This is a genomic window from Streptomyces sp. NPDC046985, assembly GCF_040644415.1.
In the GTDB taxonomy this organism is placed as follows: domain Bacteria; phylum Actinomycetota; class Actinomycetes; order Streptomycetales; family Streptomycetaceae; genus Streptomyces.
This window is the reverse complement of the sequence record NZ_JBEYWK010000017.1, coordinates 138,437-162,491: the sequence shown is the minus strand read 5'-3', so window position 1 is coordinate 162,491 and position 24,055 is coordinate 138,437. Positions and strand designations below refer to the sequence as shown.

19 protein-coding genes are annotated in these 24,055 nt (G+C 70.8%); all 19 read left to right on the top strand.

Translation table 11 applies throughout. The features are described 5' to 3' along the window. Positions 1 to 567: 567 nt before the first annotated feature. The 19 genes from ABZ861_RS22605 to ABZ861_RS22515 all read left to right on the top strand — a co-directional run bounded on the left by ABZ861_RS22605 (position 568) and on the right by ABZ861_RS22515 (position 23,982). Positions 568 to 1,593, top strand: coding sequence for a hypothetical protein (locus tag ABZ861_RS22605; protein ID WP_361632842.1), 1,026 nt, complete (start codon positions 568 to 570; stop codon positions 1,591 to 1,593). A gap of 110 nt (positions 1,594 to 1,703) precedes the next feature. After that, positions 1,704 to 1,985: a hypothetical protein gene (locus ABZ861_RS22600; protein ID WP_361632840.1), complete on the top strand. Its 282-nt coding sequence runs from the start codon at positions 1,704 to 1,706 to the stop codon at positions 1,983 to 1,985. Beyond that, positions 1,982 to 3,094 carry a conjugal transfer protein gene (locus ABZ861_RS22595; protein WP_361632838.1) on the top strand — a complete coding sequence of 371 codons (1,113 nt, stop codon included), beginning with the start codon at positions 1,982 to 1,984 and terminating at the stop codon, positions 3,092 to 3,094. Before ABZ861_RS22600 ends, ABZ861_RS22595 begins: the two co-directional genes overlap by 4 nt. Before the next feature lie 26 nt (positions 3,095 to 3,120). Next, positions 3,121 to 3,450 carry a hypothetical protein gene (locus ABZ861_RS22590; protein ID WP_361632836.1) on the top strand — a complete coding sequence of 110 codons (330 nt, stop codon included), beginning with the start codon at positions 3,121 to 3,123 and terminating at the stop codon, positions 3,448 to 3,450. Next, entirely contained in the window at positions 3,447 to 4,037 is a 591-nt protein-coding gene (locus tag ABZ861_RS22585) for a hypothetical protein (RefSeq protein WP_361632834.1), read from the top strand. The genes ABZ861_RS22590 and ABZ861_RS22585 overlap by 4 nt, the downstream gene beginning before the upstream one ends. Positions 4,038 to 4,068: 31 nt before the next feature. Next, complete coding sequence (locus tag ABZ861_RS22580) at positions 4,069 to 4,341, top strand: hypothetical protein (RefSeq protein WP_361632832.1); 273 nt, start codon at positions 4,069 to 4,071, stop codon at positions 4,339 to 4,341. Positions 4,342 to 4,417: 76 nt separating this feature from the next. Then, positions 4,418 to 7,021, top strand: coding sequence for an ATP-binding protein (locus ABZ861_RS22575; RefSeq protein WP_361632869.1), 2,604 nt, complete (start codon positions 4,418 to 4,420; stop codon positions 7,019 to 7,021). Next, complete coding sequence (locus ABZ861_RS22570; RefSeq protein WP_361632830.1) at positions 7,018 to 9,570, top strand: hypothetical protein; 2,553 nt, start codon at positions 7,018 to 7,020, stop codon at positions 9,568 to 9,570. The genes ABZ861_RS22575 and ABZ861_RS22570 overlap by 4 nt, the downstream gene beginning before the upstream one ends. A 102-nt stretch (positions 9,571 to 9,672) precedes the next feature. Next, a complete protein-coding gene (locus ABZ861_RS22565) occupies positions 9,673 to 10,347 on the top strand; it encodes a hypothetical protein (protein ID WP_361632828.1) in 675 nt (224 codons plus the stop codon). A 13-nt stretch (positions 10,348 to 10,360) separates the two neighbouring features. Next, positions 10,361 to 11,419 (top strand): NlpC/P60 family protein, encoded by a 1,059-nt coding sequence (locus ABZ861_RS22560; RefSeq protein ID WP_361632826.1) that lies wholly within the window; start codon positions 10,361 to 10,363, stop codon positions 11,417 to 11,419. A gap of 194 nt (positions 11,420 to 11,613) precedes the next feature. Further along, positions 11,614 to 12,126: a hypothetical protein gene (locus ABZ861_RS22555; protein ID WP_361632824.1), complete on the top strand. Its 513-nt coding sequence runs from the start codon at positions 11,614 to 11,616 to the stop codon at positions 12,124 to 12,126. A gap of 29 nt (positions 12,127 to 12,155) precedes the next feature. Then, the gene (locus ABZ861_RS22550) at positions 12,156 to 14,597 is read left to right on the top strand and encodes an ATP/GTP-binding protein (protein WP_361632822.1); all 2,442 of its coding nucleotides are present in this window, start codon (positions 12,156 to 12,158) and stop codon (positions 14,595 to 14,597) included. Continuing rightward, positions 14,594 to 15,610 carry a replication-relaxation family protein gene (locus tag ABZ861_RS22545; protein WP_361632820.1) on the top strand — a complete coding sequence of 339 codons (1,017 nt, stop codon included), beginning with the start codon at positions 14,594 to 14,596 and terminating at the stop codon, positions 15,608 to 15,610. Before ABZ861_RS22550 ends, ABZ861_RS22545 begins: the two co-directional genes overlap by 4 nt. Positions 15,611 to 15,663: 53 nt before the next feature. Then, the gene (locus ABZ861_RS22540) at positions 15,664 to 16,968 is read left to right on the top strand and encodes a ParB N-terminal domain-containing protein (RefSeq protein ID WP_361632818.1); all 1,305 of its coding nucleotides are present in this window, start codon (positions 15,664 to 15,666) and stop codon (positions 16,966 to 16,968) included. 248 nt (positions 16,969 to 17,216) lie between these two features. Beyond that, positions 17,217 to 18,071, top strand: coding sequence for a DUF4417 domain-containing protein (locus ABZ861_RS22535; RefSeq protein ID WP_361632816.1), 855 nt, complete (start codon positions 17,217 to 17,219; stop codon positions 18,069 to 18,071). Between the two features lie 67 nt (positions 18,072 to 18,138). Beyond that, positions 18,139 to 18,537 (top strand): hypothetical protein, encoded by a 399-nt coding sequence (locus ABZ861_RS22530; RefSeq protein WP_361632814.1) that lies wholly within the window; start codon positions 18,139 to 18,141, stop codon positions 18,535 to 18,537. Next, positions 18,537 to 21,242, top strand: coding sequence for a hypothetical protein (locus tag ABZ861_RS22525; RefSeq protein WP_361632812.1), 2,706 nt, complete (start codon positions 18,537 to 18,539; stop codon positions 21,240 to 21,242). The genes ABZ861_RS22530 and ABZ861_RS22525 overlap by 1 nt, the downstream gene beginning before the upstream one ends. Further along, positions 21,242 to 23,482 carry a hypothetical protein gene (locus tag ABZ861_RS22520; protein WP_361632810.1) on the top strand — a complete coding sequence of 747 codons (2,241 nt, stop codon included), beginning with the start codon at positions 21,242 to 21,244 and terminating at the stop codon, positions 23,480 to 23,482. The genes ABZ861_RS22525 and ABZ861_RS22520 overlap by 1 nt, the downstream gene beginning before the upstream one ends. Before the next feature lie 35 nt (positions 23,483 to 23,517). Continuing rightward, positions 23,518 to 23,982 carry a hypothetical protein gene (locus tag ABZ861_RS22515; RefSeq protein WP_361632808.1) on the top strand — a complete coding sequence of 155 codons (465 nt, stop codon included), beginning with the start codon at positions 23,518 to 23,520 and terminating at the stop codon, positions 23,980 to 23,982. Positions 23,983 to 24,055: the final 73 nt, after the last annotated feature.

The window sequence follows — 24,055 nt, the reverse complement described above, 5'->3', positions numbered from 1 at the left end:
GCACCCCCCTTGTCCGGCACCGCCCGACCCCCTTGTCCAGGTCGACCAGGACCACATTCCTCCTGGACCAGCTCTCGCCGGCTGCTGCCTGGATGTCGGCGTGGCGTTCCCACCGCCTCGCTTCCGAACTTCTTCTGCACGGGCCGCGAGGGGCCTCCAGCAGGAGAGATCTCTCCCCCACGTCACACAGCGCAGTCGGCTTCTGTCCGGTGCGCACCTCTCCGAAGAGCATCGGCCGAGGGGGAACCGGCCCGCCCGCACCACCGCACCTCGAGCGGGTCCGGAGGCGGTGCGGTGCGCACGGGAGGTCGGCGTCACCGCACCGCACCATGCGCACCGCACCGCTCATGGTGCGGTGCGCATGGTGCGGTGCGCCCCCTTGTCCGCGGACCGCACCTCTTTGTCCGCGGACCGCACCCCCTTGTCCGCGCACCCCTTGTCCGACCGCACCGCACCTGCGAATCCCCTGGACCGCGTCACGCCCCGGAGGCGATCAGACCGCGGACAAGGGGGGTGCGAAGAGCGTGAGCGACATCAGCCAGATGTCGCGAAAGGACGGACACGGACGTGGCCACCAAGAACCGCACCGCCTCTGCCACCGCTCCCTCCGGGTCCCGGTACGGCGCCGTACTGCGCATGAACCGGAACTGGACGGAGGCGGATGTGGCCGCCAAGGTCCGCACCGCCGCGGCCACCGCCCCCTCGGGCTCCGGGTACGGCGCCCTGCAGCGGATGAACCGGGACTGGGAGGTCCTGTGCAGTGATCCGCGCGCCGCCGAGGGGGTCACCCGCTGGTCGCAGGAGCACGCCGAGCTCGTCGACGTCCGCACCCCTCAGGACATCGTGCAGCTGCTGGTCTCGCTGTACCGGCGCGGGGACTGGGCCGGGCACGACCAGGTCATGACCGTGCTGGTGCAGCGGGCAGCGGGCGAGGGCTTCGACAGCCAGCTCGCCTGGAAGATCGCCGTTCGGGTCCTGCTGCCCAAGGCGATCTTGACGGCCAAGACCCAGCTCCGTCCCGGCGTCGATTGGGAGGTCGTCTTCGGCACCGTCCTGAGCGCGCTGTTCGAGAACGTCCGGACCTACCCGCTGGAGCGCCGGCCCCGCTCGATCTTCGCGAACCTCGCCATGGACACGCTGTCGCTGGCGCAGAGCATCCTGGCCGACGACTTCGACGACCGTCGCGAGCTCCGGAAGATCACCAATTCCCTCGCACCCCTCGCCGGCGATCCGCAGGTGCCGCTGCTCGGCGCCGACGGAGACGACCCCCTCCTCCAGGTCGAGCTCGCGGACCTCCTGGCCCACGCCGCGGAACTCGAGCTCGTGAGCAGCGAGGAGCCGGAGCTGACCGACGGCGAAGCGCGTACCGAACTGCTCGCCCTCGTCATGTGGGCGGTGGACATGGGGGCGCTGAAGGTCTCCGACGCGCAGCGGATCACGGAGTACTACCTCAGCACCGCGCTCGATGACGACCAGGCGTTCCGCACCACCCGTGCGATGGGCGCCGAGGGCGCCCGGCTCCGGCAGCGGGCGAGCCGCGCGGTCCGCCCCCTGCGCGACGCCGACCTGAACGGCTACCTCGCGACCGTCTGAAGTTCCCGGCCGCCGGCCGTCACACCGCGGGCCCGATCCGCACCTCTAGTGGCGATCCGCGTTCACGACCTCTTCCCCCCCAGCCCATCACCGAGACCGGGAGTCCCACCGTGTCCACTTCCCTCACCGGCCCGCCCGGATCCGCCGAACCCCTGCTCGACGAAGACGAGACCCGCGTCGCCCGGGCTCGGCGCCAGCTGACTCAGCTGGGCACCGCTCTCGTCCTCGACCCGCTCGACCGCGGTGTGCACCAGGCACTGCGCCACTTCATGGAGTCCGACTCCGAGGCCGCCCTGCGGTCCTGGGAGTCGATGCTCCGGCGGTCCCCCGAGGAACTGCGCGAGCGGATCCGCGCCGTCATCACCGCCCAGGCAGAGCGGAGGGCGTCGTGAGGTTCCGCCGGCGTCCGGCGGCCGAGGACGAGACATGGGACGACGTCCCCGCGGCGCAGACGGAAGAGGAAGCAGTCGACTCCGAAGCGGAGACCGGCTGGCAGACCACCACCGCCGGGCTGTCGGGGGCCGCGCGGCTGGCCCGGATCGGCGCCTGGGTCCTGATCGCCTCCGGCCCGCTGCTCGGGGTCGCCTCGTTGCTCGGCTCCTCCAGCCCCGCTCAGGGCGCGCCGGTGACCGCCCCGACCGCTCAGTCGGCCTCCGCCACCGGGCCTGGCGGGTGGGCTCAGCTGTACGTGACGGCTTACCTGGAGGCCGGGCAAGGGACCGAGTCCTCGCTCAGCCCGTTCTTCTCCGGTTCGGTCACCCTGACGAACACGCCGGGCAAGCGCAGCGCCACGAGCACGGTCGCGGTGGCCAGCCGTGAGGTGCAGCCGGGCTACTGGGCGGTGACCGTCGCGGCCCGTGTGGCGCAGAAGACCAGCAAGGGCGCCTGGGTCGACGCCGGCCTGCAGTACTACCAGGTCGCGGTCCAGGTGCTGGGCCCCGCGTCCGCCGGCGGGACCAAGAAGTCCGACGACTCCGCCGCCGGCTACGCGGCGACCGCGCTTCCGGCCCAGGTCGCCGCGCCCGCCTCGCTGAAGCCCAGCAGCCTCGGCTACGGAACGGACCGCGGCAACAATCCGGCCGACCCCGCGACGCAGACCATCTCGGGCTTCCTCAACGCCTACCTGGCCGGCAAGGGCGGCCTGGACCGCTACACGTCGCCCGGCGTGACCCTGCAGCCCGTCGCCCCGGCGCCGTACACCGGCGTCGAGATCACCGACGTCGCCGATGACTCGGGCAACGCCAGCAGCACAACGGTGCCCAGCGACGGCGCAGTCCGCCACGCCATGGCCACGGTCACCGCCAAGGACGACTCCGGTTCGAGCTACCCCCTCACCTACACGCTGTCGCTGCACTCGCGCGGCGGCCGCTGGGAGGTCGCCTCCCTCGACACCGCCCCGGTGCTCCAGCGCGACAGCGGCCCGGCGCTGGTCACTCCCGCCCCCGACTCCGACGACTCGGGCAGCACGGACGCCTCGCCGTCGCCGTCCCCCTCCTCCTGACCAACGAGAAACGAGAGAGAACACCCATGCACACCACCGATCCGAACACCGTCCTGCTGGCGGGCGACATCATCACCTGGGCCACGACCAAGACGAACCAGATCGGCACCCTCGTCAAGCTCGTGGCCGGCGTCGGCGTCGTCATCGCGATCTTCGGTGCCTACTGGCGCACCAAGAGCTGGGTCGCCACCGTGGTCGCCTTCCTCCTGGGCGCGCTGGTGCTGTGGGGCATAGCCAACATGCCGTCCCTGCAGACGAAGGTCGGCTCGGAGGTCAACAGCGCGCCCCAGCCGAAGGCCGTCCAGGTCGCGCCCCGAGAGGTGCCGTCGACCGTTGACGCCGGGCAGTCGGCATGAGCGCCGACGAGGAACAGCTGATCGGCCACTCGTACACGCGGGCGCGCCGGCACCCGCTGGTGATCGGGAAGCTCCCGGGCGCCGGCCGACTGCCGGGAGGCCCGTACACGATCACCCAGATCGTGACGATGGTCGCGGTGTTCCTGCTCCTGGTCATCACCCGGCAGCTGTGGGCCCACTTCGGCGTCATGAACATCCTCGTGATGATCGTCCTGCCCTGGGGCACAGCCTGGGTGCTGCGCTACGCCCGCCTGGACGGACGTGATCCGGCCCGCGCGCTGCGCAGCCTCCTGGTGTACGCCTCGACTCCGGCCGGCGGACGGCTGGCGGGCTCGCCCCAGCACGGGAGCCGGCCTCGACTGGCCCTTGCCACCTGCACCGTCCACGTGCGAACGCCCGCCCGGGACAAGCCGAAGGCCGTCCGAGCGGCTGCTGCCGTGCCGGTCGCCGCGGCGCCGGCCCCCACCCGGCCGGCGCGCACCGTTCCCGTCCCCCCGGCCTCGCCCGTCCCGACGCCCGCGGCTCCGCGCCGTCCGCCGGCCAGGTCGGGCCTGCAAGCCCTGCTCGCCTCCCTCGACGAGCACTGATCCCCCGCTCCGCTTCCAGAAGGACTTCACCATGAACGCCATCTCCCCCTCCCCCGCCGCCTGTGACCACGTCCGGACGGTCGCTCGCATCGAGACGCCGCTGATCACCGACCTGGTCGCCGCGATGGCCCACCTCGAAACGGCCGCCGAGCGCCACGACGGGCCGGTCGCCGAGGCCCGGCGCGGCCACGTGACCGAGGAGGTCTTCTCCTCCTGGGTCCTGGGCAACGCGGCGCGCATCCGCACCGCGCTGGACCGGATCACCGCGCCCTACTCCGAGCCCCGACCGGCACCGGCCCCCTGACCCCGGCACGACAACGCCGCTCCAGCCGGGTGGCGCGGCATCCCTCGCACGTCCAGCACAGAAAGCAGAAATGATCATGCGCCTCCCCGTCCGGCACATCAGCGGCCACCTCCTTTGGACCAAGCACGCCGCCGTGTGGGGCGTGTGGAAGGTTGACTCGGAGAACTACACCCACGCCAGCCGCGCCACCAAGCGGGAGCGCCTGGACGCGCTCGAAGCCCTCTTCAAGTCGCTGCGGGGCGAAGTCCTGCTGCTGTCGCTGTGCCCCCAGGTCGATGCCGCCTCCGTCGTCACGCGGATGACCTCGGGCGTGGACCTGGACAAGAGCCCGGAGTACATCGACCTGTCCCTGAAGGTCCTCGACCAGCTCGAGAACTGGGAGCTGACGGGCCGGGTGGACTTCATCGCGATGCCGCTGCCGAGCTCCGACTTCAAGGAGTCGGCCAAGGCCGTCTTCGCCTCCGCCCAGGGAGAGCTGCTGTCCACCCTCGGCCTGTCGGTACCGCCGGTGAGCATCGCCGAGGAAGAGAAACGATTCGCCGACGCCCGGCGGATGGCCGCGTCCTGGCCGACCGGCATCAAGCTGAGGCCGGCCACCGAGGCCGAGATCCTGTGGATCTACGGGCACAGCGCCCGCCGCGGCATCAGCGAGCCCCTCCTGCCCGAGGAGGGAGCGCCCCGCTCCCTGCGCGGCCGCGGGCACACCGTCACCGCGCACACGCAGGTCATCCTCGACGAGGGCGCGCGCGCCGACAGCACGTCGAAGGCGCCGGCCAACCCTTTCCGGCGCCGGTACCTCAAGTCGACGAGCGAGCACGGCGACAGCTACCAGGCGTTTCTGGTGCTCTCGGAGATGCCGGGGAGCTTCATCTTCCCGGGCAGCGAGTACTTGAGCGCGCTCGACGACTTCGGCTTCCCGGTCGACTGGGCGGTGAGGTTGAACGTAGAGACCGGCTCCAAGGCCGAGCCGCGCTCGCGCCGCCAGCAGCGGGAACTGGCCCATCAGCGCTCTGAGTACGAGGGGGAGACCGCCGGCGTCCCGGCGTCCCTGGACAAGGCCAGCTTCTCGCTGGACGAGTACCGCGACCGGCTGACCGCCTCCGCGACCGAAGTCGAGATACGGGCGACCGTGATGACGTGCGTGTGGGGCGCGGACGCGGACGAGGCCAACGAGAAGGCGAGCAGCCTGGCCGCACACTTCGGCGGCAACGACTACACCCTGGTGCGGCCGGTCGGCGACCAGGCCGCCCTCTTCCACGCGATGCTCCCCGGCGTCCCGACGCCCAAGCCGGTCGCGGACTACAACCAGTTCCTCCTCGCCAAGGACTTCGCCATGGCGCTCCCCTTCTGCGGCGCGGCGCTCGGCGACGACACCGGCAGCCTGTATGGGCTCCAGCTCAACGGCGGCGGCGTACGGCCGGTCCTGGTGGACTTCAGCCACGGACCGAAGGTCAACGCGAGCGCCTCCGCGGCGTTCGTCGGTGAGCTCGGGTCCGGCAAGAGCGTGGCCATGAAGACCGCGATGCACTCGATCCTGGCCACCGGCCACCGCGAGGGCACCGCCGGCAGCCGCGGCCGGGCGCTGGTCATCGACCGCACTCCCCAGCAGGAATGGAGCCGGTTCGCCGCCGCGTGCCCGGGCAGCACCCAGATCATCCGCGTCGACGAGAACGCCGGCATCTCCCTCGACCCCCTGCGGGTCTTCCGCGGCCCGCGGGCCGCCCGCTACTGCGAGAGCTTCCTGACCCCGCTGCTGGGCATCGGCTCCATGAGCGTCGAGGGCGTCACGCTGGCCGAGGCCATCGAGGCGACCCGGCTGGCGCCGAACCCGAGCATGAGCGCCCTGATGGACTCGCTGGCCCGCCGGGCCAAGACCTCGGACCCGGACGAGCCCAACGACGCCGCTGTGCGTGCGGCCGCATCCGAGTTGCTGCGCACCCTGCGGGCCCTGGCCAAGAAGGACCTGGCCAAGGTGATCTTCGATCCGACGCTGCCGGTCGTCCAGATCACCAATGCCGACTCGATCGTGTTCGCGGTCGACCGGATCGGCCTGCCCACGAAGGAGGAGCTCGCCGAGCACCGCCTGGGCAGCCTGGAGATCGAAAAGCTCTTCGGGTGGCGTCTGATGTACCTGATCACCGCGCTGTGCAGGGAGGTGGCGTTCTCCAACCCCGCCGAATTCTGCGGGGTGTTCCTGGACGAGTGCTGGTGGCTGACCTCGAGCGCGGAGGGCTCCAACCTGCTGCTCGAGCTCATCGCCGACGGGCGCAAGCACTTCGCCGGTGCCTTCGCCGGAAGCCATGACCCATACGACATCGGGCCGAAGAACGAGATCGGCGACAAGATCCGCTCGTTGCTCTCCCACATCTTCGTGTTCCGCCACCGCGGCAAGACGCTGGCCAGCCGGTGCCTGGAGTTCCTCGACCTGGACCCGGCCGATCCCCAGATGATCAAGGTGATCACGGAGAACCTGAGCCCCATCAACGTCTCGGACACCGAGCGTCTGCTGAGGGCCGGCGAATGCCTCTACCGCGACCTGCGCAAGCGCATCGGCGGCGCGAAGGTGCTGATCCCCGCGGACGAGCGCGCGGCGGAGGCGATCCACACCACCCCGGGCGGCAAGGACGCCGACGTCGAGGACCTGGACACGGTCCCGGTGCTTGAGAAGAGCTTCGCATGAGCGCCCGACGGGCTGCCCGGCGGCGGCCAGCGGGCAGGCGCCGCCGGATCTGGCTCCTCGCGATACCGATCGCCCTCATCCTCGCCCTGTTCGGCGCCCTGGCGTGGGCAGACCCGGTCCCCACTCCGGCACCCGGCCCCGCTCCCTCCGCTCCGGGCTCCACGCCGACCAGCAAGCCGACCCCGAAGCCGAAGCCGAAGCCGACCAAGACGAACCCGATCACCGAGCCGCGGCCGGGCCTGACCCCGGCTCCGCCGGACGGAAAGCCCGTCGAGGACCTGAGCACGTCGCCCACCGACGGCTCGGACGGACTGCTCCAGCCGTTCAACGTGAAGGACCAGTACGGCGTCCCGATCAGCGCCTACACGGTCAACGCGGACACCGGCGGCTGGACCGACATCGACCTGAAAATCTGGGACATTCTCGCGCAGCTGTTCTTCGGTGTCGCCAAGTGGTTCATCGGGTTCGCGTGCTGGCTGATCAAGTGGGCGCTGGACTTCGGGCTGGCCAAGATCCTCGTCGGCCCGGTCGACAACATCGCCACGACCATCCGCGACCAGGTCATCAACAGGATGGGCCTGCCCGGCCTGTTCCTGCTGTTCGCTGGCGTGTACGCGGGCTGGCACATCATGTTCAAGCAGAAGTCGCGCGGCTTCGCGGAGGCCGGCGTCTCCCTGGTCGTCGCCGCGATCGCCACCACGGTGCTGCTCTCGCCGGCCCAGGTACTGCTAGGCACCCAGGACCAGCCCAGCCCCGGCGGCTCGACCATGCTGCTCTCCCAGGACGGTCTGCTGGGCAAGGCGAAGGACCTGTCCCTGCAGATCTCCAGCCTGGTGCTGTCCAACGATCCCAGCCACACCCAGGCGCAGACCTCGAACGTGAGCAAGCCGATCACGGACGCCTTGGTCGATGCGTTCATCGTCAAACCGACGCAACTCATGCTCTACGGCCAGGTCTTCGACGGGAAGTGCGGCGAGGCATTCGCCAAGGCCAAGCTCGTCGAATACAACTACAAGCAGAAAGGGATCAACTTCTGGGAGGGCTCCCGGGCGAATCCCGAAGGCGCCTCCTACAACGACCAGTTGCTCAACGCCGGCGACCTGTTCACCAAGACGTGCAAGGGCCAGAAGACCAAGATCGAGGCCAAGAAGGCCTCGGCGGACCTGACGTTCTCCGCCGCGTTCGTCGCCATCGCCGCGATCATCGTCTCCGTTCTGGTGGTCCTGGTCACCGGCGGCTTCCTCACCGCGCAGGGCTGGATCGCGTTCGAGGGCATCCGCGGTCACTGGGCTCTGTGCGCCGGCATCCTGCCCGGCGGCGGCCGCGGCGTCCTGTGGCGGTGGGTCGCGGCGATCACCAAGGCCGTCCTGGCCGTGGTGCTGTCGATCCTCTTCCTGTCGATCTTCATCTTGATCATCATCGCGCTGGTCCGCGCTGACACCGGCAGCGTCTTGGCGGTGAAGTTCATCGCGATCGACATCACCGCGATCACAGGTCTGGCTGGCCACAAGAAGATCAAGGAGACCGCCCGGCAGATCTCCGTCAACCTCAACCGGCGCCTAGCCAACGCCCGCGTCGGCGGCTCCCGGCAGAGCGTCTTCAGCAGCCCGGGACGGTACGCCGAGACCGCGCCCGGCCTGAAGCAAATCTGGGATGAGGCCCGCAGCGAAGCCCGGAAGGTCACGCAGCCGCTCGGGAAGGCCGGCCGCACCGCCCGGCATCTGTGGACCGGCCCGCCGCAGGGCGGCAAGAAGGGCGGGCGCGTCCGCTCGGCGGCGAAGCTGGCGACCAACGTCGCCGCGGCGGTCGGCACCGGCGGCACCGCGACAGCGGCGAAGGTCGCGGCGCAGAACGTCGCCAAGCAGACCCTGAAGAAGCGTCTGGCGACGGCCACGGCGAACAAGATGTCCCAGACCCGCGGCGGCAGGGCGACAATGGCCACCGGCAAGGCGGGGGCCGCAGCCGGCAAGTACGGCTGGAAGGCCACGAAGTTCACCGCCCTGGCCACCGTCGGCGCTCCTGTCGGCATCCCGCGGGGCGTCGCTGCGACCAAGCGGGGCGCCGCGTCCGCCAAGGCCCGCGCCGACGAGGTCAAGGGCCAGCTCACCGCGGTCAAGAGCCGCACGACGGCCCGGGTGGACAAGAAGGTCGGCGAGGCGAAGGCCTTCAAGGACGAGTACGTACGCAACGTCGCCACCGCGAGCAAGTTCGTGGGTCGCCACGGAGCCAACGTGCAGCTCGGGATGGCGCAGCCGACCGCACAGCCCAAGCTGGCCACGCCGCCGGGCACCCGAGCCGCGGCCACCGCACCGCGTGTTCCGGGAACGGCGCCCCGGCCGGGGCCCTCGGCCCCGAAGGCCGCGCCCAAGGCCGGCCCCGCGGGCCCGGCATCGGTGCCGGTGCTGCCGCACGCGTCCACCACGCCGGCGGCCAAGCCGGCCGGCTCGGGCAGCGGCGCGCCGCCTGCGGCGCCGGGCCCCGGCGCAGGACCGCCCCGGCGCATCCGCCGGGCCACCCGGCCGGCCGGGCCACCCCGCTCGAAGTCCTGACGCCCCCGGTGGGGGCCGCGGCACGCGGTCCCCACCGGCCCCTCTCTCTTCTTCCGCGCCACGTCCGCGCGACCACCACGAACCACTGAAGGGGGCACCCCCTTGCCTCACACCGACCGCCAGCGACGGCCGCGCACCGCGGGCACCGTGGCGCTGCTCGCCGGATCGGCCCTGCTCGCCTGCTTCGGGCTCGTCCTGCTCGCCCACGCCCCGTCGTCCGCACCGCAAGCCACTGGAACCGCGACGGCCGCGCGCCGACACGAATCCACCCCTCCGGCCAGCACCCCGGCCCGGCCGAGCCGCACCTCGTCCGCAGACGCCAGTGCCTCGCCGACACCCTCCAAGCGCGGGGACGCGCCGAGGCCGGCCGCAGTGCCGGACGACATCGCCGCGGCCGCACGGCACTTCGTTCTGGCCTGGTCCGGTCACGACGCCCGTCCGGGCAAGGACAGCTCCTACGACGACGCCGCGCACCGCGCCGCCGCCTACTCCAGCAAGGACCTCGCCGAGCAGCTGACGACCAACTCCGCGGGCAGCGCCCGTCAGTGGCAGCAGTGGACCCGGAGCAAGGCCCTGGTCGCCGCGGATATCTCCCGGATCGCGGTGCCCGACGGCGCCCCGGAGCCCACGGCCGATACGGCCTGGATCCGCGTCCGCTACCGGCTGACCACCACTCCGGCGACGGGGCGCCCCAGCAGCACGGACGAGCAGGTCGCCCTCAAGCTCCAGCGCGACCAGGCGGGCACCTGGCTCGTCACCGCGCTGCCGTACGTGTGAGCCGGGGGCAGCGATGAAGAAGGTCCTGGCAATCCTGACCGGTCTGGGCTCCCTGCTGATCACCGTGGTCATCGCCGCGGTCGTCGCGGTCGCGATGAAGGTAGGCAGCGACAACACCAGCGGAGATCTGGAGAACGCCGGCTTCGGCGGCGGCATCGCGGACAACGCTCCCGTCCCCGCCGAGGTGCGCACGCTGATCCTCGACAGCATCGGCGAGTACGGCTGCGCCGAGGTGACTCCGTCGCTGATCGCAGCGCAGATCTTCAGTGAGAGCAACTTCGACAGGGACGCCCAGTCCAAGGACAAGAAGGGCAATCCCATCGCTGACGGGATCGCCCAGTTCACCCCCGGCACCTGGACCGCTCACGGAGTCGACGGCAACGGAGACGGCGTCGAGGACGTCTGGAATCCCCAGGACGCCGTCCCTGCGGCCATCGCCTACGACTGCTGCCTCGCCGACCAGGTGAAGAAGGTCGCCGGCGACAGCACCGACAACATGCTGGCCGCCTACAACGCCGGCCCGTACGCCGTGCAGAAGGCCGGCGGCATCCCCCCGTTCACCGAGACCCGGAACTACGTCAAGAAGATCCGGGTCCTGGCGAAGGAGTGGGCCTCCCTCGACGACTCCGACAGCATCCCGCTTCCCGCCGGATCGGGCGGCGCCGCCCAGGCCATCGCCACCGCGAGGTCCGTGCTCGGCAAGATGTACCAGTTCGGCGGCGACTGCAAGCCCCCCTTCGACCACGCCCGCAACAACGGGTGCGACTGCTCCAGCCTCATGCAGTACGCCTGGGCCTCGGCCGGCGTGAACCTCCCCCGCGTCACCACCGACCAGGTCAAGTCCGGCACCCCCGTCAAGGGCGTGTCCCAGCTCGCGCCCGGGGACCTGCTGTTCACCCCGGGATCCGACGGCAGCGCCTCCGCCCCCGGCCACGTCGGCATGTACATCGGCAACAAACAGGTCATCGAGGCGCCGCGGACCGGGAAGCCCGTGCGTCTGACCCCGTTGTCGCAGTGGACCGGCTCGGCCGGGGCGATGAACACGATCGTGGCGATGCGCCATATCGGATAGCGGACGGGGCCCGTTCCACCAGCGGGCCCCGTCACCGTGCCGGCGGCGTTCCGGAACTCCCTGGCGCGGCCTGTCACACCCTCGGGCCCCTCGACACCTCTATGTGCATCCACCGAACTCCACCCCGTTTCACCTGGAGCGCCGATGCACAACCGACCCGCCCGCCGCCCGTACATCCACGGGGACGGCCACCGATGACGACGAACGACGTGATCGACGAGCTCATCTCCGGCGCCGGCAACCTGCCGGAGCTCGCCGAGCACGCCCAGGAGTGGGCGCTGGGCAACCTGTGGTGGGTCATCAGCCTGGCCTTCCTCCTGGTGATCGCGCTCAGCTCGGTCCAGCGGCTGATGAGCCGGTCGACGCTGCGCAACCGCCAGGCGTTCGAGGTCCTGCCCACCAACGGGTTCGATCCCGCGCTGGAGGACGTGCTCCGTTTCGCGAAGCAGATCGCCCGTGCCCAGCGCAGCACGTCCCGGTGGGCGCTGCCGGCCCGCGGCACCGCGATGCGGGTGCGGCTGATGAGCGTCGGCGGCCCGCTGACCCTGCGCGTCGAGGGGCCCGCCCGCGCGACGACGGTGCTGCGGCACCAGGGCTACGCCCAGTGCGAGCTGCGCGCGGTCACCGGCAAGGAGAGCACGCCCGAGCGCCCGAAGATCCGCCTCGGCGTCCACAACGACGGCGCCGGCTCCGCGGCCGCGGCCTGAGCCCCGACACTGCACGAAGGAACACGATCATGACCAAGCCGTCGTCCGAGTCAGCCGTGAACCTGGCGAAGGACAACCCGTCCGGCCAGGACCGCCGCCTCTACACAGCGCGCGCCGAGCTGGCCCTGGCGCTACCCGATCACCTGGCGCTGCGAGATGTCCCGCTCAAGCCGGACCCGCTCGAGGCGCTGGCCGCAGCGGTCGCCGACGTCCGAGAATCCCTGCAGGAGAGGGTCGACCTGATCCTCGACCTCGTGCCCATCGCCCCGGCCAAGGTTGCGCGCAAGCGCAGCCGGCTCCTCGCCGCCGCCCGTCGGGGTCCGCACGACATGCCGGCCGTTCCGGGAATGCCGCGCCAGGGCGGTGCCGGCTCGGGCTTCAGCCTGGACCGGCTGTCCTCGATCGGCACGGAGATCGCCTCGGAGATGCGAGGCGTCCAGGCCCAGCGGCCTTCCGCGAGCCACCGCCCGCGGGCGCAGCGGATGCTCAACGGCACCGACATGAAGGCGGCGATGGGGAAGTTCCACCCCGGTGTCGACCCGGTCTTCGATCTCCAGCTGCTCCTGCGCGCCTCCTCCACCGACCCCCACCGCCCGCGCCTGCTGCTGGACCAAGTCCTCGCCGCGCTGGAGGGCTGGGCGGGCGACAACCACCTGAGGCCGGTCGGACTGAACCTCGGCCTGACCCGGCTGCGTGCCGACTCGATGTTCTACCGCCAGCACTTCGACCGCCGCTTCGAGAGCGGCCTGTTCGCCCCGCGCAAGCGCGGGTGGGTCACCGGGGAGGAGATCGCCGGGCTGCTGAAGCCTCCGACCCGGCACAACGCGGCCGCCAACGTGATGCGCTCCGGCGGTGTGGTCCCGCCGCCCCACCCGGGTCTGCCGTCGTGGACCGGCCAGCCCGATCTGCTGCCCCTGGGGTGGGTGGCCAAGCCCGGCGGCGGTGAGCGGCTCGTCGGCGTCCCGCTGCGCTACCTGCTCTTCGCGCTGTTCCTCGGCAAGGCCGGCTACGGCAAGACCGAGATGAGCCTGGTGCAGGCCATCGCCCTGGCCCACAACGGCCACGGCGTGCTGTTCCTGGACCCGCACGGCGACGGCTGGCAGCGGGCCCGCCCCTACCTGGCCCACCGCGAACTCGCGCCGAGGATCTGGGAGATCGACCTCACCTCGCCGGACCTCAGCGCGCGGGTCGCGTCCTGGAACCCGCTGTCGATGCAGAACCGCAAGGAAGATGACATCCCGGACATCGTGCAGTACATCGTCACGGGCTTCTCCAGCGCGCTGAACTGGAGCGACTCGGCGGGCCGCGCGAAGACGATCCTCACCAGGTCGGTCGAGTCGCTGGTGGAGCTGTCACTGCTGCTGTCGAAGGCGGGCCGGCCGGACCTCGCGCCGACGATCTTCCAGATCCGCACGATCCTGACGGACGAGGTCTGGCGCGACGCGGTGGCGCCGTACCTCTCGAAGAACCTGCGGGACTTCTGGGAGAAGACCTACAAGAAGTACCCGGGCGAGGCGACACCGGTCGTCACCAACATCATCGAGCGCCTCGACAGCAGCAACGCGGTAAAGGCGTTCCTGGGCTCCTCGCTGTCCACGTACGACATCCGCACGGCGATGGACGAGGGCAAGGTGGTCTTCATCTGCCCGTCCGGGACCGGCGACACCGACCGGATCGTGTCCTGCTTGCTGATCTACGACCTTTTCCGGGCCGGCCTGTCGCGCCGGGACATCCCCGTCGCGGACCGCAAGGACTTCTACTGCTGGATCGACGAACTCACCGCGGTCGACGGCGCCTCGAAGGGCACACTGGCCGCGATCGCCGAGCAACTGCGCAAGTTCCGGGTCAAGTTGCTCGCGATGACGCAGATGGCGCAGCGGCTGACGCCGACGACGCGCCAGGGCCTGCTGCAGAACCTCTCGATCCTCTCGACGACGGCCAGCGACGTCGACGAGGCGCAGCTGGTGACCCGGCGCTGGGGCAAGAAGGTCGACCCGGACACCATCACCGCCCTGCGGCCGTACCACTACGTGATGTCGGCGACTTTGGCCGACGGGCGCACGGACCCCTTCCGGGTGCGCGGCGCCAGTGTCGAGGAGTTGTACGAGGACTACCACCGGCCCGACGATCTGCCGAAGCTGTCGGCGTCCGTCGACCAGAACCTGCACCGCCGCCCGGTCCGCGACATCCTCGACGACCTCCGCCGGCTCGACAAGCGCATCCTGCGCACGCTCTCCGAGATTCCGGTGCCGCCGGACGACGACGAGGACGTGCCGGCCGACAGCCAGGATGGCGGCCAGGCCGACGGCGGGCCCGCTCAGGAGGAGCGGGCGGCGGCGAACGGGAGGGTCCGGATCAGCAAGGACCCGGGCACCGTCATCAGCGAGACCCACGAGGAGGAGCCGCCGGACGAGGAGGAAGAGCCGCCGGAGGACGAGGACGGCGGCCAGCCGGAGACGGTGCTCGTATGACGCTGACGATCGAGACCCCCGAGAACGCACCCGTGCAGCGGGCCAGCTTCCACGCTCTGGGAACCCGACTGCTCCACGTGCTCTACCAGCACCGCCTCATGTCCACCGACCAGCTTCAGCGGCTCCTCCTGCCCGCGGCCGGCGACGCCTCGTACCTGCGGCGCCAGCTGCGCGAACTCCTGACGGCCGGCCTCGTCCAGCGGATCTGGGCCGGCCACCGTCAGACGCTGGCCGCAGCTCCGGACGGCAGGAAGCGCCGGCCGGTCAAGCCGCCGTACCTGTGGTTCCTGACCGAGGAGGGCGCACAGTCCGTGGAGGACGGCGGGGAGCTCCAGCCGCGGCCCTACCGGATCACGCCGGAAGCCGTCGCCGGTGCCCGGCAGCAGCACACCCTGGCGGTCAACGAGATGGGACTGGCCTTCACCCGGCACGCCGCCCGGCTGGGCCATGAGTGCGGCCCGCTGGACTGGATGCCGGAAGTCGCGCATCGCATCCGGGACGGCGCACGACGCTTCGAAGACGATCACGTCATCACCGACGCCGTCATGAACTACGTGCACGTGCGCCGCGGCCGGCGGGCGATGATGACGCTGTTCCTGGAGATGGACCGCGCCACGATGACCTCAGCCCGCCTGGCGGCCAAGGTCGCGGCGTACGGCCGTCTGCACGAGTACGTGCCCCAGCACCCCGACCGGACCCGCCGGTCGGCGGCGACGAGCCGGCCCGCATGGCAGTACACCTACCCGACCTTCCCCCGGCTCCTGGTGGTCCTGGACGGCAGGCCCTCGCCCACGCTCGCAGCCCGGCTCGCCGCGAGGACCGAGGACCTCTACACCCTCACCCGGGCGGACCCGCGCCTGGGGCGCCTGGCCGGCCGGCTCTCGATCGGCGTGACCACCCTGCGACTTCTCCAGGAGCGCGGCCCGTTCGAGCCGATCTTCACTCCCCTGCTGCGGGGCGCGCCGGAGAAACGGCCCCCGCTGACCGACCTGTACCTCAAGACCGCCCAGTAGGACGGCCGCCTCCGGCCCGTCCGGGCCGGTCACTGCACGAAGGACACCAGTTCATGAACATCGCCACGGCGGAAGAAGCGCCGCCCGAGGGCGGCAGCATGATCCAGCTGACCGAGATCCTGCACCGCAGCACGAAGTTGCGGCAGCGCCGCTTCGACATGCTGCCGATGCGCGGCCCCGGCAGCCCCTTCACCGAGCCCCACGGGCGCAAGCCCGGCGACGCCACCGCGCCGGAGGAGCTGTCCGACCTCATCTCGTCCATGTCGGTCATCGGCATGCTCGAACCGGTCCTGGCCGAGGAGATCACCGTCGCCGGCCGCGCTCCGACCATTCGCCTCGTCACCGGCGAGCGACGGCTGCGCGCGATGCGCTGGGGAGCCCAACACCTGCCGGACAACCCGCACTTCGCGGCACTGCCCGCCGTCGTATGCCCGGGGCCACTCAGCGACGAAGAACGGCATATGTGGAGGTTCGTGGAAAATTTCGCCCGCGAGCCGTTGCGGCCGGGCGAGCAGGCCGCCGCCCTGATGTACCAGCGGTGCGCAGTACTGACCGGCAAGCTGCTGCGGGCGGGCAAACCCGTACCCGGCCACGTCTACGCCATCGCCGACAGCGTCGAACGCTTCAAGGCCCTGGAGAGAATCCGCGGCACGGATCAGACCTGCGCCGCACCGTGGACCGAGGTCCTCGGCCGTCTCGGCCTCCAGCTGACCGAACGCAAGGCCACCGAACTGGTACGAGCGTTCCGCGAGTTGCCGCGAGAGCTGACCGAGGAGATGGACGAGCAGGCCGTCCGCCTCAACACCAGGATCCGCTTCGCCGCGCTGCGCCGCGGGCGGGAGTCGGCGGCGGCGGACATCTGGGCCGCCCTCAAGGGAAGCAGCCGGCTGCACCTGCTCCCCAGCGCGGTCGACATCAGCCTGACAGCACCGGAGCTCGAGCCGGACGAGGTCATCGGTGCTGCTGAGGAACGCCTTGAGCGGGCCAACGCCAACCGCCGAGCGAAGCTCACCCGCGTCCCCTCACCGGGACCCTCGACCGGCGACAGGCCGGACGATGTCGACGACCACGCAGCGCCGTCGTCGGACGACGAGCCCCCGGCCACCGATGATCACCGGCCCGTCGCCGCCGTCCCCGAGCCCAAGGAGCAGGAGGCACCGCCTGCGCCGGCCGCACCGGCGGACGCCCAGCTCGTGCGCAACGCCCTGGACGGCCTGCGCGGCCTCCTCGCCGAGGTACGGGCCGGCCGCCAGGTCGGCCGGTACGACCGCGGTTCGCTCCGCCTGGCCGTCCGCGAACTCGAAGAACACCTGGCCGACGAGGCCGCCCCCTCCCAAGAGAGCGAGACCGCCGCATGACCAGCATTTCCCTTCCGATGCCCCGAGTCGGCCTCCCCCTTCCCGGCAGGGGCTGCGACTGCCGCAGCTGCGCGTTCTGGGCCGGCCCCGACGGACGGGGCGGCCCGGCTACGGTCGAACCGCTGTGCTCGGGCACCAACTCGGACTGCTCGTACTGCGGCTGCGCCGCGACCGAGGCCGGCTCACCGGCCGGTGCCTGCGGCGGATGCCCGATCAGGTGCGGCTCCAGGACCGACATCGCCCAGTGGATGGCCGATGTCGGCGGGACCCTGGCCTTCGACGACATCACCATCGACGGAGCCCTGCCCGAGCTGCCGGCGTTCATCCCCATGACCGACGGCTCGGCCGTCACGCATCTGGACGCGAGCCTGCGCTGGCCCGCCTACGGCGTGGGGCTGCGCCGGGTCTTCTCGCCCGACACCCACACGATCTACCCACGCTTCGCCGGCAAGTCGGCCCGCGAGGCCCTCGCCCTGCAGGACGGGCAGAAAGCAGTCCTCGTCGGGTACGGGGAGGACCCGCTCGTCGAGGCTCTCTGGACCTACCGCAAGCGCGACGGACTTGTCGAGGAGATCGCCTCCCAGGGCTGGGACCTGGTCCTCTCGCCCAACTACTCGATCTACGGGAACTGGCCGCGGACCGAGCACCTGCTCAACATGCGGCGGTGCCTGCTGATCGCCGAGGAGTTCGCCGACGCCGGTGTGGCCGCCATCCCGAACGTGTACTGGTTCCGGCTGGAAGACCTCCGGCGGTACACGGCGTGGATCGAGGACGCGCCGCCGCCGGCGATCGCCGTGAACGTCCAGACGGTCAGGGAGAACTCCAACTGGGACACCTGGGCGCTGCCGGGCCTGTACTGGCTGGCGGAGAACCTGCCCGCGGACATGCCGATCTTCCTCACCGGCCTGTCGCGGATCGACCGGATCGCCCAGGTCGTCGCGCTCTTCGGCGACCGACTGACCCTGATCAGCCAAAACGCACACCAGTACGCGATCCACGGCGCCATCATGACCGCAGCCGGACGGGAAGACGTCCACGCACGGCCGGCCGACGCCTTCGCGTCCACGGTCCAGTTCATGGCCTCCCTCCTTCCGCGCCGCTGAGCGCTGTCACACGGAAGCCGGGTTCGACACCTCTATCCGTCGAACCCGAAAAAGGAGGGCTTCCGCCATGTCGACACCTACCTCACCGCAGCCCGAGACGCCCGAGGAGCGGCCGGCCGCGGCCGCCTGGCAGCTGTGGATCCTGATGGTCTGGCACCCCACGGTGGGCATGGCCGTCGACCCGGTCGCCATCCTGGCTCTGGACACCGCGCCGGGCGCCGATCCGGCACAGCACACCGTGTGGGTGCCCCTCGTGTACGACGAGGCCAACCCATGGCGGGAGCGCCTGGCCGAGGGCGTCGGCCCGGAGCGGATCGCCCGATGGGAGTCCGAGGCCAGCGCCTGCCAGATCGCGCCGGCCGCGGTCCCCGAGGGGGCCGTGGACCTGCGGCACGCCGCCGAGCTCGTCCTCGACGAACTCCTCGGCGAAGTCATACCCGCCCTGCCGCCGCGGACCGGTGCCTGATGGGCACCAACTCCAAGAGCTCGCACGCCTCCTACGCCATCGCGCCCAGTGACGCCCCGGAGAAGGCCGAGGGGATCGAAGGCGCCGGGCCGGCGCCCGCCGCGGCCGAGCCCGAGCTCAGCGACGATCTCGTCAACGCCAAGACCGACCTGATGGTGGCCATGGACAACCTGGACGCCCTCGCGGTCGGCAACGGCGTGGCGACCGGCAACTACCCCGAGCTGCCCGACGACCCGGTGGAGCGCTACGAGATCTTCGCCGCCCAGATCCAGTCCGCCCGCGAGGCCATCGAGAAAATGAAGGAGGAGGGCGCCTCCGACGAGGAGATCAAAGCCCAGCTCGACGCCCTGCGGGCCCAGTCCCTGGCCTACCTCAACGCGCTGGAGCCCGAGGAACTGCAGCAGATCGCCGCAGCCAAGGGGTTCGAACACCCTGCCCTCGTGGGGTTGTCCGGGTCCGGCCAGCACCCGCTCGTCCACTGGCTTGACCCGTACTACGGCGACGACATCCCCTCCAAGCAAAAGATCCAGGCTGCCGCGCAGAAGCGGTACGAGCAGCTCGCGGCCGGCCAGACGGTCGGGGAGATGACCCTGGCCGACCTCCAGCAGATCGAGGGCACCAGCGGCGCTCCCGACGCTCCGCCCGGAACCTGGGCGGCCACCCCGGAGCAGGTCAAGGCCGCCGAGAAGAAGTGGGACGACGCGAGCGTCGAGGTGGCCAACGCCAAGGGCGTCCTGGACAGCGAGAAGCTGAAGAACCTCCTCGACGCGGAGAAGCAGGTCCTCACGGCGCACTCGCCGGATGCTCCCGATCTGGAGACCCTCAAGAACCACACCCAGATCTGGACCGCAGACCTCCTCTCGGAAGCCAAGATCAACCAGTCCACCGTGATGCCGCTGGTCCAGGACGCCCTGGCGTCAGGGGAGATGTCCCTGACCGAGGCCCAGCACCTCAAGCCGGTCGAACTGACCGGTCTGCTGCGCACCGGCACGCCCGAGGCCGAGAAGGAAGCGCTCAAGGCCACCGCCCAGGCTCGGAAAGACCAGCTCCAGGCGCTCGACAACGCCCTGGAGGTCCACCAGGGCGGAAAGCAGGACGTCCACACCGAGCTGACGCTGCCCGATCTGGCCGGCAACCCGGACGCCGCAGCTCAGGTCGCCTCCTGGGCGACGAACACCGGCGAGCTGCACACGATGCAGCAGGACGCGCAGGGGTGGATCCACGAGACCCTCCAGTCCCCGGTCGACATCGGCTTCGCCAACCCCGCGCTCCTCAACACCCACCAGGTCGACCCGAAGGCCCTGACCACCGAGTTCTACAGCTGGGCGAAGACCCAGAAGATCGGCGACCTGCGCGCGGTCGCCGGTGAACTGGGTATGGCGGACCCAGCCAAGGCCAACCGCGGTCAGCTCCAGAGCTACATCGCCGCCAGCTTCAACCCCGCCCTGGACCAGGACGCCATCAACACCAAGGTCCAGGTGACGGCCGCCAAGAAGCAGGCCGCCTCGGCGGCCGCCAAGGCGGCGGCCCCGCTCGCCTCCGACGAGGCGGTCAACGCCCTCAAGAGCAAGCTCACGGGCAGCACGGCCCCGACAGCCAACTCGGCGTCGGGTCCCGGCGGCCTGACCCAGGAGAGCAAGGTCGAGGCCGCCATCAAGATGGGCGCCAGTCCCGTCCAGACGCAGAAACTCGCCCAGGCCGCCGGCGCCGCACCGGCGAAGCCGATCCCGAAGGCGCCGACGAAGCCGGCCGCCCCCGGGTCGTTCAACGCCAAGGTCCAGGCCTTGGTGGCCGGCCTCCAGCAGGCCAAGGCCACCGCCCAGGACGTGCCGGCCCGGATCGACTCCGACGTCGTCAGCTCGTGGTCGTTCGGCTCGGGGACGCCCGCCCACCTCGGCGGCACCTACAACAAGACGCTGCATTCCGCGCCGGACGGCTCCAACTGGCTGTTCAAGGCCGACCACAACGGCGGAGTGATCGCCCATTCCGAGGCAGCCGCCTCGCACGCCCTCTCCCTGGGCGGCGTCCCCGCCGTCCCGGTGTACGTCAAGCAGGTCGGCGGCAAGGTCGGCAGCGTCCAGCAGATGCTCCAGGGCGCCACCCACTTCGCCTCCGACCCGCACAAGTGGTCGCAGTCGGAAGTCGACTCCATCGTGCGTTCCCACGTCGGCTCCTGGCTCGTCGGCGACCACGACGGTCACCAGGCCAACGTGCTGCGCACCGCGTCGGGCGGCTTGTTGCACATCGACCGGGGCCAGGCGTTCAAGCACTGGGGCAGCGACAAGCTCTCGCTCGGCTACGCGCCGTCCGGCGGCGGGACGTACGACCCAGTGCACCAGAAGCTGTACTCCGCCGCACTCGGCGACGGGCTGGCCGACGGCGTCAAGGTCAATCCGGCCGTCGCCCACCCGATCATCAAGAACTTCGAGGCGATCCCAGACAGCCAGTGGCGGTCCATGCTCCACTCCACCGCGTACGAGGGGGCGAAGTCCGGCAGCGGCGTGCACTGGGTGCCCGCGATGCGCAAGCGGGCCGCCATGAAGCATGGCGTCGCGGCCTCGAAGGTGAGCACCGAGCAGATCGCCGAGGCGTTCCTCGACCACGCCGTCGAGCGGAAGCAGAGCCTGCGCCAGGCGTTCGCGGACTTCTTCGTCAAGGACCTGAAGATGCCGCAGGCGGCATCGCTGAAGCACGGAGCTGAGTGATGGGCACGAATTCGAAGAGCAGCCATGAGTCCTACGCCGTCTCCCCGACGGTCTCGACCGAGGCCCCGCCCACACCCCCGGATCTCGCGGCCAGCGCTCCGAAGCCGGTGATGGAGATCGACCCGGCGCTGCTGGAGTCGATGCTGCTGCCCGACCCCGGCAGCGAGGTGCCGCTCACCGACCAGGGCGGTGCCTCGGCGACCGATGGTGAGCCGGCCTCCGGGGAGCACGCCGTTGGCGAGATACCCGCGGTCGAGCCGGCCGGAGACGAGGTGGCGGCGGCCGCGGAGGCGGAGGGCCAGGCGCCCGAGGCGGAGGAAGCCGACGATGCGGAGGAGGCCGCGCCGACGGCTGCGGAGACGGCGGACGCCGAGGGGACGGAAGGTGCCGGTGCCGCGGCGCAGGGCGAGGTCGAGCCGGTGGAGGAGGAGCCGGAGGAGACCGACCCCCCGCTGACGCCCGTGCCAGAGGCCCCGCCGGCAGGTGTCGCCGTGGGCACGCCGATCCTGGTCGGCGGCGAGGACTTCCTGAACTCGCAGGCGGCCCTGGTGTCCTACCTCTCCCCCGACGGGTCCCGAGAGGTCCTGCTCGCGCACGTCAGTGAGGACGCCGAGAGCAAGCTGCTCGACGCGCTGAGCGTGTCGGGCACCAAGATGGTCGACGTCCAGGTCGAGGAGCAGGTCAAGGAGCGGCTGGAGCTGGATAAGAAGGCGCAGCTCGCCGAGCTGGTGACCGCGGCGACCACCTCGGTCCAGCACAAGCTCAAGGGCGGCGAGCCGATGTCCGAAGCCTCGATCCAGAAGCACCAGAAGGCTCTGGACGCGGTCAACGCCGTGCTCGCCTCCCCCGGTCTCACGGACGACGAGAAGGCCATGGCCCAGTACTACCTGGACCAGGTCAACACCGTCGGGGAGAAGATCCAGAACGGCGGCGCGGCGATGGCGCACTTCAATCCGCACGGGCAGTTGGTCACCAAGATGGTGACCAAGCAGATACCGGCGCCGGCCGACGAGCCGGAACCGGGGACCCTCGCGGCTCAGCTGCGCGATGCCAGCCGCATCAAGGCCACGCTCGATGCGCAGAGCGGGGAGACGTCCTGGGACGGCAGGAGCCGTAGCAAGGCGACAGGGAAGGAGTACGCGATCGACTTGGGCGACGGCTGGAGCGCGGTGTACCGGCCGTACGCGGCCAACGACCCGCACAGCACCGAATTCTCGATGCGCGGCCAGCTCGAGGTCCATGCCCCGGTCGGCGCCGGCCACGGCAAGCAGCTCGTCGACCGGCTGGAGCAGCTGCATCTGGTCAACGCGCCGATGACGGCCGCCGAGGGCGAGTGGACCTACCTGTCCAACAACGTGACCGCCCAGAACCTGGCGGGAGCGCCCGGGATGAAGGCGGCCTTCGCCGAGGCCAAGGGGCTGGAGGACTTGCAGGTCCAGGAGATCGTGCACCAGCGCGCCGAGTCGCTGATCGGTCTCGGGGAGGACGAACTCCACTACCAGGTCAAGCGCATCCAGCTGGAGGCCGCGCAGAAGGTCCTGCCGAAGAAGGTGAAGGTCCTCCGCGAGGCGGTGGCCAAGGCGACCGGGTTCGACGGCGGTGACGCGCTCGCGGCCAGCGCCGGGTACGACCCCACCCCGGCGACGTCCCGCGGCTGGCTGACGTGGTCGCGGTTCGACGTCACGGGCAAGAGCGCGAAGATCAAGGAGGCGTTCAAGGGCCGGTCGCTGACGCACCGCATCGGCAGCGGCGACATGGTGGCGCTGTTCGGCACCGGAGTGCTGGCCTCCACCGAGAGGCGTGCGGTGATGGGCATCGGCAGCGGTGTCGGTATGTCCGAGCAGCAGGACAAGTACACCGGCGGCGCGAACAGCGTGTTCATCCGCGTCGCGAACACCCCGAAGTCCGGCCACGGCGGCCAGCTGATCTGGGACGACCCGTCGGTCCTGATGCGCCGCTCCGACTACTACGCCTACAACGGGGACAAATACGGGGTCAGCCCGGACAAGAAGAAGTCCGCAGGTCTGACCCGCGACCCCCTGAAGATCGCCACGCACGGCGCGTCCAACAACGAGATCATGTTCCGCGACGGCCTGGACCTGCTGGGCGCCGAGGCGCCCAGCCGCATCGTCTGCAACTACGCACATCAGCGCACGGCGCTGCTGGAGTCCTTCAAGGCCCGCGGCATCACCCACCTCGGCGGCAAGCCCGTCGAGGACGTCGTCAAGAGCAGCCACTGAGGCCCGCCCGGCCCACCCACAAGGAGAATGTCGCCATGAGCACTACCTGGCAGGACCGACTCGCCGAACTGATCGCCGGCAACCACAGCGACACGGGCGACCCCGTCGACGCCGGCGCCCAGCTGAGGGTGTTCGACGAGGAGGGCGACGAGGTGTTCCTGCAGGCCCTTGCCCGACATCACCGCTTCGACGAGGACGACCCGCAGCTGATCTGGATACGGCCGCTGGTCGGCGGCGCGGAGTCCGCCGGCCTCGGATACGTCTTCAACCTCAGCGCGGCTCGGCGCAGGGGGCTGGGGTGGACGCAGGCCCGGCTTGAGGAGAACGGGGACATCGTGCTGCTCCTACAGTCCGGCGAGACCGCGGTCGTACAGCCGGCCAACGGCGAGCAGCTGGCCGAACTACAGCGCTGGGACCGCTTCACCGACCGCCTCACACGCGAGGAGGAAGCACAGCTCGACGCTCTGGACTCCGACTCCTGGCACGGCCAGTTCTCGTGAGCGAAACCGCAGCATCCGGTCGGCCGGGAGCGTCTTGGCATGATGGTCCAGCCGGCGGCACTGCGCCGGCCCC

Coding starts and splice junctions, on each gene's coding strand:
- ABZ861_RS22570 (WP_361632830.1), top strand. CDS start 7,018: ATGAGCGCCCGACGGGCTGCCCGGCGGCGGCCAGCGGGCAGGCGCCGC.
- ABZ861_RS22535 (WP_361632816.1), top strand. CDS start 17,217: ATGGCCGATGTCGGCGGGACCCTGGCCTTCGACGACATCACCATCGAC.
- ABZ861_RS22515 (WP_361632808.1), top strand. CDS start 23,518: ATGAGCACTACCTGGCAGGACCGACTCGCCGAACTGATCGCCGGCAAC.
- ABZ861_RS22575 (WP_361632869.1), top strand. CDS start 4,418: ATGCGCCTCCCCGTCCGGCACATCAGCGGCCACCTCCTTTGGACCAAG.
- ABZ861_RS22590 (WP_361632836.1), top strand. CDS start 3,121: ATGCACACCACCGATCCGAACACCGTCCTGCTGGCGGGCGACATCATC.
- ABZ861_RS22550 (WP_361632822.1), top strand. CDS start 12,156: ATGACCAAGCCGTCGTCCGAGTCAGCCGTGAACCTGGCGAAGGACAAC.
- ABZ861_RS22525 (WP_361632812.1), top strand. CDS start 18,537: ATGGGCACCAACTCCAAGAGCTCGCACGCCTCCTACGCCATCGCGCCC.
- ABZ861_RS22545 (WP_361632820.1), top strand. CDS start 14,594: ATGACGCTGACGATCGAGACCCCCGAGAACGCACCCGTGCAGCGGGCC.
- ABZ861_RS22540 (WP_361632818.1), top strand. CDS start 15,664: ATGAACATCGCCACGGCGGAAGAAGCGCCGCCCGAGGGCGGCAGCATG.
- ABZ861_RS22585 (WP_361632834.1), top strand. CDS start 3,447: ATGAGCGCCGACGAGGAACAGCTGATCGGCCACTCGTACACGCGGGCG.
- ABZ861_RS22580 (WP_361632832.1), top strand. CDS start 4,069: ATGAACGCCATCTCCCCCTCCCCCGCCGCCTGTGACCACGTCCGGACG.
- ABZ861_RS22520 (WP_361632810.1), top strand. CDS start 21,242: ATGGGCACGAATTCGAAGAGCAGCCATGAGTCCTACGCCGTCTCCCCG.
- ABZ861_RS22560 (WP_361632826.1), top strand. CDS start 10,361: ATGAAGAAGGTCCTGGCAATCCTGACCGGTCTGGGCTCCCTGCTGATC.
- ABZ861_RS22555 (WP_361632824.1), top strand. CDS start 11,614: ATGACGACGAACGACGTGATCGACGAGCTCATCTCCGGCGCCGGCAAC.
- ABZ861_RS22530 (WP_361632814.1), top strand. CDS start 18,139: ATGTCGACACCTACCTCACCGCAGCCCGAGACGCCCGAGGAGCGGCCG.